Source organism: Caballeronia terrestris (genome assembly GCF_001544515.1).
Classification (GTDB): domain Bacteria; phylum Pseudomonadota; class Gammaproteobacteria; order Burkholderiales; family Burkholderiaceae; genus Caballeronia; species Caballeronia terrestris.
Genome location: NZ_FCOL02000126.1, coordinates 1 through 7557 on the forward strand (window position 1 = coordinate 1; position 7557 = coordinate 7557).

Genomic DNA, 7557 nt, shown 5'->3' on the forward strand with positions numbered 1-7557 from the left:
CCGAGATCGATATACGACAGGATCTTTTCGAGTTGCTCCTGCGATGCCTGCGCACCGATCATCGTCTTCGAGTCGAGTGGATGCCCTTGGTTGATCGCCGCGACGCGCTTCAACGCCCGCTCCATGAAGCGGTCGTAAATCATCTCTTCGACCAGCACGCGCGACGGACGGCGTGCCAGTACTGGCTCAGGATTTCCCAGTCGCGTGCGTCGAAGGTGCAGTTGCGGGGCAAGTGGGGGGCGCGCTGAAACGTCAGCGGCGCCGTGTTGGGGTCGCCGTTTCCGTGTCTCCAGAAGCTGATGTGGGGTGACAGCAGCCGTGTTGATCGTTCACTGCGTGGAAATGACAATAGCGGGATGCGGGCCGCCGCCCAATCCTTCGGTCGACATCGAGTCTATGTTCGCGACGTAATGGGGTCACTTGCTTGATCCGTCATCGTGCGAATCTGAAATGCGAGTGCCTCGCGCGCAATCGATTTATTCTTGATCCCGCTAACCTGTTTCCTGACAACGCGACGTAGCGCAGCAGACGCGAGCGTCGCAATATTTCAGGGAACATATCGATGTTGAAGAGAACAGTAGCGACAGCGGTGTTGGGTTAGTCGGCACGGTTGCCCATGCGCAAAGCAGCGTGACGCTATACGGCTTGATCGACGCAGGTGCGACGTACGCGAATCATGTTTCGACACCCACGGGACACGGTTCGCTCTTCAGATACGCAGACGGTGTCGCACAGGGAAGCCGATGGGGCATTCGCGGCACGGAAGACCTCGGCAGCGGACTCAAAGCAATCTTCGATCTTGAGAACGGTTTTAGTTCGGCCGACGGCACGCTGGGACAAGGCGGTGCCCTCTTCGGCCGACAGGCATGGATCGGCCTCGACAAGAGCGGTACAGGCTCGCTGACGCTCGGCCGTCAATATTCGTTTTCACGTGACTACGTCCACAACTACGCGATGGGTCACGAGACGCCTGACGGAAACTACGCGTATCACATCAACGATCTCGATCAGCCCACGTCGAGCCGTATCAACAACTCGATCAAGTTCAGCAGCGCTGAGCTTCGCGGGCCTGACGTTCGGTGCGCTTTATGGATTCTCGAATCAAGCCGGCGAGTTTGCCGGGTCAAAGTCCACGACAACCACACAGGGTTCGTCGAGGACTTATAGCCTTGACGTCAACTATGCGCGAGGCCCGTTCGCTATTGGCTCCGCCTACACCGACATTCGCTTTCCAGGCAGCGCAACGCCTGCTTTCTCCTCCAGCGTTGCGAACATCAATACCGGCCCGTTGCGCGATCTCGGCACGTTCGGCATCGGCGGCAGCTACTTCATCGGCAGCGGCAAGGTTTGGGGCAATTGGACCCACACGCAACTCACGCCGATCATGGCTCCCCATTCGATACTGAACAACTATGAAATCGGCGGACGGTATGGATTCACGTCGGCAATGAGCGGTGGGCTCGGCTATACATTTTCGAATCTGTCGGGCCAGTTCAATGGCAAATGGCATCAGATCAACAGCTTCCTCGACTATGCGCTGTCCCAGCGTTCCGACGTCTATGTGCTGGCGGTTGTCCAGAAGGCTTTCGGCAGCAAGGTCGTGAACGGTCACGAGATACCCGTTCAAGCGGAAATCGGCGCGAGTCCAAGTTTCATTGGCAATTCCGGAACGGGCACCGATTCGCAGCTTGCGTTGCGCATCGGCATACGACACAGGTTTTAGAGAACGAACATGACATCGATAAAGAAATGCCTCACTCTGCTTGTCCTCCTTGCAGTGGCGAACGTCCTGGCGGAACAACCGCTTCACGTAACTTATGCTGGTTTCGATGGGCATCGTCATGGACAGCGGGCTTGGCCCTGCTTTCGCTAAAGCGAACGACGTACAGTACGAAGGGCAAGGCGAGGGAGCGTACGGCATGGCGCGCCTGCTTGCATCGAAGAATATCGTCGCTGACGTATTCGTATCGATCAATCCGGGTCCGATGCAAATCCTCAAAGACGCGAGCCTGATCGATCAGGCGATACCCGTCGCAAGTCCGAGCGTGGTCATCGCGTTCAACCCTAGGAGCGCGTTCGCGAAGCAACTGGAAGCGAGTCGCGACGGGCATGGCGCACCCTGGTGGCGGATCTTGCAGACACCCGGCCTGCGCTTCGGCCGAACCGATCCGGCTATCGATCCCCTCGGGCAGAACATCATCTTTTCGCTCAAGCTCGCAGAGCAGTATTACAAGCAACCCGACCTCACCCAAAAGATTCTCGGCGACGTCGAGAACCCTCAACAGGTTTTCGGAGAAAGCGGCCTGCTCACTCGTCTGGAGGCCGGTTAGGTCGACGCGTCGGCGGGCTATGAGAGCGCCACGATTTCCGCCAAGCAGCCGTACATCACGCTTCCCGATGAACTCAACCTTAGCGATCCGCAATTCGCGCAGTCGTTGTACAAGAACGTGTCGTGCAAGGTACATGACTCGATGTTTACCCCGCAGCCGCTCGTGTTCCACGCAGCGGTGTTGGAAGAACGCACCGAACCCTGCTCAAGCACGCAAGTTCGTTTCGTTCATGCTCAGCCCTGAAGGACAGACGATATTCCGATAAAGCGGCTACAGGAAGGCAAAGCATGCCTCTCCTTTTCAATAGCATGCGTCGCCTAGGGATGCTGCCCGCAGTCGCGTTGCTGGCGCTGCCGTTCATGTCTCTCATTAGTCAGACGCAATGGAACGGCTTGCGTCCCGCATACGGCGATTGGCACGCGGCATGGACATCGATAGCGCTAAGCACGTGGGCGATGTTCATCATCGTCATCACAGGACTACCGCTTGCGATGTGGCTCGCAAGAACGCATTCGTGGCTTAAGCGCGCAGCGGAAACGTTCGTTTTATTTTCGTTGCTGACGCCTTCTCTGGCGACCGGGATTCTTTTGGTTTCCGCCTATGGGCCCTACGGCTCGCTCGGCGAACTGCTTGCGCACGGCGGCATGACGCTCAACAACAATGCGGGCTCGTTCATCATCGCGCAGACCTACGGCGGTCTCGCCTACTTCGTCACAGCCGCGCGCACGGCATTCGAGGGTGTGACCAAGGACGTGGAAGAAGCAGCGCAAGACCTCGGGTGTTCGCCCTTGCAGACGTTCTGGTACGTCACCTTGCCGATTGCCGCACGCGAAATCGCAACGGGCGGCATCGTCACGTGGGTGCGGATCATCGGCGAGTTCGGGATCGTTTCCGTGTTCTCGTATTTTCCGCAAGGCATTCCAGTCAAGCTCTTCGTCAATCTGCAAAATGGCGGCTTGCAGTCGGTCTATGTGCTCGTCTGGATTCTTTTGTTGCTCACTTTGCCGCTTCCCGTCTTAGTGCTTTCTTTTATCGGACCGCGTGTCGGGCGTGCGTCGGCATCGTCCCCCATACGCGCAAGCATTGCCGCAACGAAGCGCTCCGTCAAAGGCGGCAGCGTCCGGCCGCGCTTCTTGATCAGCGCAATCGGACGGACGAACGCGGCGTCGTCGATGGGGCGAACGACGAGCCCGGGTTCCGCCAGCACCTCGCGCGCGGTGCCGGGAAGGATCGTCACGCCGAGGCCGCCGCGCACCATCGCGACCGCGGTCATCATGTACGTCGGCTCGCACGCGATGACCGGCGCGCACCGCGCGTGCGCGAGCGCCGCGTCGACCACCGCGCGCACGCTCGTGCCTTGTGCGGTCAAAACAAGCGGCACGCGGGCAAGATCCTCGAGTCCGATGCGTCGCCGACGCGCAAGCGGATGCGCCTTCGGACACACCGCAACGAGCCGATCGACGCCTGTATAGAGCACATCGAATGCGCCCTCAGGAAGTTCGCCTCCCGTGAGACCGATATCCACATCTTCGTTGCGCACGAGCGCGTTCACCGTGCTCGCGACCACGTCGCGAATCTGAAATCCCGCACTCGGCACCGCTTTCTTCAGATCCTGAATGAGGTCCGGCAACAGGCTCGCCGCAAAGGTCGGCAGGCAAGCGATGCGCACCGTGCCGCTCGAACCATCGGCGAGTGAGCGGGCATCGGCGAGCACCTGCTCCATGTCGTGCAGCGACTTCTGCAGCACCGGCAGCAGCTCGCGGCCCGCCGGCGTCAGCGCGACGTTACGGCTGTTGCGATCGAACAGCCGCACGCCGACCGTTTCCTCCAGCCGTCGAATCTGCACGGTGAGCGCCGGCTGCGACAGATGCAGGCGCGTGGCCGCACGCGTGAAGCTGCCCGTCTGTGCAACGGCGACGAACGCCCGAATGTCGCGAAGGCTCAGATCCATTACGTTTCCTGAATGCTGCAATCAAATCATTTCAATTGATCTATCGCTGGTAACAAATTACGCTGAACCACACTAAAAGACAAATCCGGAGACAAAGCCATGCTGCCACTATTGGGGCTCGCCACCATCGTCGTGCTGCTCGCGGCAATCCTTTCAAAACGCATGTCGCCGCTCGTCGCGCTCATCATCGTGCCGATCGCCGCGTCGCTGCTCGGCGGCTTCGGGCTGCAGACGAGCAAGTTCGTCATCGATGGCCTGAAGAGCCTCGCGCCCGTTGTCGGCATGTTCGTGTTCGCGATCCTCTACTTCGGCACGATCACCGACGCCGGCACGCTCGACCCCATCATCGACCGCATCCTGAAGGCGGTCGGCACGAAGCCGACGCGCATCGTGATGGGCACGACGCTCCTCGCGCTCCTGATCCATCTCGACGGCTCGGGCGCCGTTTGTTTCCTCGTGACGATCCCCGCGATGCTGCCGCTCTACGATCGCCTGAACATGGACCGGCGCGTGCTGGCCGCGGCCGTATCGATGGCGGCGGGCATCAACTTCCTGCCATGGACGGGGCCGATGATCCGCGCATCGGCGTCGCTGCATCTGCCGATTTCGTCGCTCTTCAATCCGCTGATTCCGGTGCAGGTGATCGGTCTCGTGTTCGTATTCGGCATGGCGTATTGGCTCGGACGCCGCGAAGAAAAGCGACTCGGATACGCGCACGCAGACGGTTCGATCCCGATGCCCAAACGTGAACTCACGCCAGAAGAACAGGCGCTGCGGCGCCCGAAGCTCTTCTGGTTCAACATCGTCCTCACGCTGATCGTACTCGGCACGATGGTCGCGATGGGCGAGAAGATTCCGCCTGCGATCATGTTCATGGTCGGCCTGTGTGTCGCCTTGATGGTGAACTATCCGAACGTCGAGATGCAGCGCAAGCGCATCGACGCCCATGCGCGCGCTGCGCTGATGATGGCCGGCATCCTGCTCGCGGCGGGCGTTTTCACGGGCGTGCTGCAGGGCAGCGGCATGCTCAAGGCGATGGCGCAGGCGGCGGTCGGCTTCGTGCCGCCCGCGATGGCGAGCCACATCCCCGTAGTGCTCGGGCTCGTGTCGATGCCGCTCAGCATGCTGTTCGATCCCGATTCGTTCTACTTCGGCATGTTGCCGGTGATCGCGGAAGTGGCCGGGCAACTCGGCGTGCCCGCCGTGCAGGTCGGACAGGCGGCACTGCTCGGGCAGATGACGACGGGCTTCCCGGTCAGCCCGCTCACGCCCGCGACGTTCCTCGTGGTCGGCCTGTGCGGCATCGACCTCGCCGATCATCAGAAATTCACGTTCCCGCTGCTGTTCGGCGCATCGATCGTCATGACGATCGCGTGCGTCCTGCTCGGCGTTTTCCCCTTGTGAGGGTGCGAGCCACATCATGGATACTAACGCGATGACTGCAACTCAAAACGCACGCTGCGTGCGCATCGGCGCGGGCGCCGGCTATTCGGGCGACCGGATCGAACCAGCGGTCGAACTGGCCGAGCACGGCGCGCTCGACTATCTGGTATTCGAGTGCCTCGCCGAGCGCACGATCGCGATTGCACAGCAGACGCGGCGCAATCATCCGGACCTCGGCTATGACCCGCTGCTCGAAGCGCGCATGACGGCCGTGCTGCCCATTGCCGCGAAGAACGGCGTGCGGATCATCTCCAACATGGGCGCGGCCAATCCGATAGCTGCCGCGCGCAAGACGGCGGAGATCGCGCGATCGTTGGGCATCGACGGGCTGAAGATCGCCGCCGTTACCGGCGACGACGTGCTCGACGTCGTGCGGCAAGGCAGCTTCACGTTCGAGGAATCAGGCGAGAGCGTCGCGTCGTATGGCGAGCGGATCGTGTCGGCAAATGCTTACCTGGGTGCGGCGCCGATCGTCGAGGCGCTTGCGGCCGGCGCGGACATCGTGCTGACAGGACGCGTCGCCGATCCGTCGCTCTTCACTGCGCCGTTGATCCATGAATTCGGCTGGAGCATGGACGACTGGAACACGCTCGGACAGGGAACCGTCGTCGGGCATCTGCTCGAATGCGCGGGACAGGTGACGGGCGGCTATTTCGGCGATCCGGGTTACAAAGACGTCCCCAATCTCGCGCGGCTCGGCTTTCCGATCGGCGAAGTCAGCGTGGACGGTTCGGTCGTCATCACGAAGGTGCCGCACGCGGGCGGCCGCGTGACCGAGGCGACATGCAAGGAGCAACTGCTCTACGAAATCCACGATCCGCGGCGGTATTTTCAGCCGGACGTCGTCGCCGATTTCACGCGCGTGCGCGTGACAGAGGAAGCGCCCGACCGCGTGCGCGTGACGGGCGGATGCGGCACGCCGCGAACGGATACGCTCAAGGTGTCGGTGGCGTATATGGACGGCTTTATCGGCGAGGGGCAGATATCTTATGGAGGGCCGGGCGCACTCGCGCGGGCGCGGCTTGCGCTGGATATCGTTCGCGAGCGGTTAAGCCTGACCGGTGTGGAGACAAGCGAACTGCGTTTCGATCTGATCGGCGTCGATTCGCTTTATGGCGAGCAAGCCGGCGCGCGCGGTGGCGAGCCTTATGAGGTACGTGTGCGTGTAGCGGGACGCACGGACTCGGCGGCGCAAGCGGGGCGCATCGGCAACGAGGTGGAGACGCTCTATACCAACGGACCCGCGGGCGGCGGCGGTGTGACCAAGGCCGTACGCGAAGTGCTCGCGGTGCAATCGATTCTGCTGCCACGCACGCAGACGAATCCCATGTTCGAATTCGTGGAGACTTGAAATGAAACTTCGGGAACTCGCCCACTCGCGAACCGGCGACAAGGGTAATACGCTAAACGTATCAGTCATTTGTCACGACACGCGGCATTACGAGCATCTGCGACAGACGCTGTCGGCAGATCGCGTTAAAGCGCATCTGAGTGACGTCGTGCGCGGGGAAGTCGTGCGCTATGAATTGCCCGAGCTGGCCGCTTTTAATTTTGTGCTCGGACGAGCGCTTGGAGGTGGCGTGACGCGTTCACTCGCGCTCGATGCGCACGGTAAATCACTCAGTTCCGCGTTGATGGATATCGATGTGTAGAGCACGGCGGCACGATGGCCGCCGCTAAAATTCAGACAGCCCGCCGCACCATCAATTCCTTGATCTTGCCGATCGCCTTCGTGGGATTGAGCCCCTTCGGGCACACGTCCACGCAGTTCATGATCGTATGGCAACGGAACAGACGATACGGATCTTCCAGGTTGTCGAGGCGTTCGCCAGT

5 protein-coding genes and 4 pseudogenes are annotated in these 7557 nt (G+C 61.0%); 6 read left to right on the forward strand and 3 right to left on the reverse strand.

Annotation, left to right across the window (positions count from 1 at the left end):
* A pseudogene (locus AWB67_RS33200) lies at window positions 1-167 on the reverse strand (aldehyde dehydrogenase family protein); the annotation flags it as partial.
* Window positions 168-630: 463 nt separating this feature from the next.
* Between AWB67_RS33200 and AWB67_RS33210 the strand changes: the two are divergent.
* From AWB67_RS33210 to AWB67_RS43575, 3 genes and pseudogenes are all read left to right on the forward strand, one after another.
* Window positions 631-1723, forward strand: a pseudogene (locus AWB67_RS33210) (porin).
* A gap of 94 nt (window positions 1724-1817) precedes the next feature.
* Complete coding sequence (locus tag AWB67_RS41580; RefSeq protein WP_200822374.1) at window positions 1818-2330, forward strand: substrate-binding domain-containing protein; 513 nt, start codon at window positions 1818-1820, stop codon at window positions 2328-2330.
* A 491-nt stretch (window positions 2331-2821) separates the two neighbouring features.
* Window positions 2822-3289 (forward strand): annotated as a pseudogene (locus AWB67_RS43575) (ABC transporter permease subunit); the annotation flags it as partial.
* An 8-nt stretch (window positions 3290-3297) separates the two neighbouring features.
* Here the strand turns inward: AWB67_RS43575 and AWB67_RS33225 are convergent.
* A complete protein-coding gene (locus AWB67_RS33225) occupies window positions 3298-4281 on the reverse strand; it encodes a LysR family transcriptional regulator (RefSeq protein WP_087660264.1) in 984 nt (327 codons plus the stop codon).
* A 99-nt stretch (window positions 4282-4380) separates the two neighbouring features.
* Here AWB67_RS33225 and AWB67_RS33230 point away from each other — a divergent pair, with 99 nt between their 5' ends.
* Genes AWB67_RS33230 through AWB67_RS33240 form a run of 3 tightly spaced genes read left to right on the forward strand, consistent with a single transcriptional unit; the run spans window position 4381 to window position 7376 of the window.
* Complete coding sequence (locus AWB67_RS33230) at window positions 4381-5685, forward strand: CitMHS family transporter (protein ID WP_087660265.1); 1305 nt, start codon at window positions 4381-4383, stop codon at window positions 5683-5685.
* 31 nt (window positions 5686-5716) lie between these two features.
* Complete coding sequence (locus AWB67_RS33235; protein WP_087660266.1) at window positions 5717-7075, forward strand: acyclic terpene utilization AtuA family protein; 1359 nt, start codon at window positions 5717-5719, stop codon at window positions 7073-7075.
* Window position 7076: 1 nt separating this feature from the next.
* Entirely contained in the window at window positions 7077-7376 is a 300-nt protein-coding gene (locus tag AWB67_RS33240) for an AtuA-related protein (RefSeq protein WP_087660267.1), read from the forward strand.
* 31 nt (window positions 7377-7407) lie between these two features.
* Here the strand turns inward: AWB67_RS33240 and sdhB are convergent.
* Window positions 7408-7557: pseudogene (gene sdhB, locus AWB67_RS33245) on the reverse strand (succinate dehydrogenase iron-sulfur subunit); the annotation flags it as partial.

Excerpts from the sequence above, each read along its gene's own strand:
- AWB67_RS41580 (WP_200822374.1), top strand. The coding sequence starts at position 1,818 with ATGCTGGTTTCGATGGGCATCGTCATGGACAGCGGGCTTGGCCCTGCT.
- AWB67_RS33235 (WP_087660266.1), top strand. The coding sequence starts at position 5,717 with ATGACTGCAACTCAAAACGCACGCTGCGTGCGCATCGGCGCGGGCGCC.
- AWB67_RS33230 (WP_087660265.1), top strand. The coding sequence starts at position 4,381 with ATGCTGCCACTATTGGGGCTCGCCACCATCGTCGTGCTGCTCGCGGCA.
- AWB67_RS33240 (WP_087660267.1), top strand. The coding sequence starts at position 7,077 with ATGAAACTTCGGGAACTCGCCCACTCGCGAACCGGCGACAAGGGTAAT.
- AWB67_RS33225 (WP_087660264.1), bottom strand. The coding sequence starts at position 4,281 with ATGGATCTGAGCCTTCGCGACATTCGGGCGTTCGTCGCCGTTGCACAG.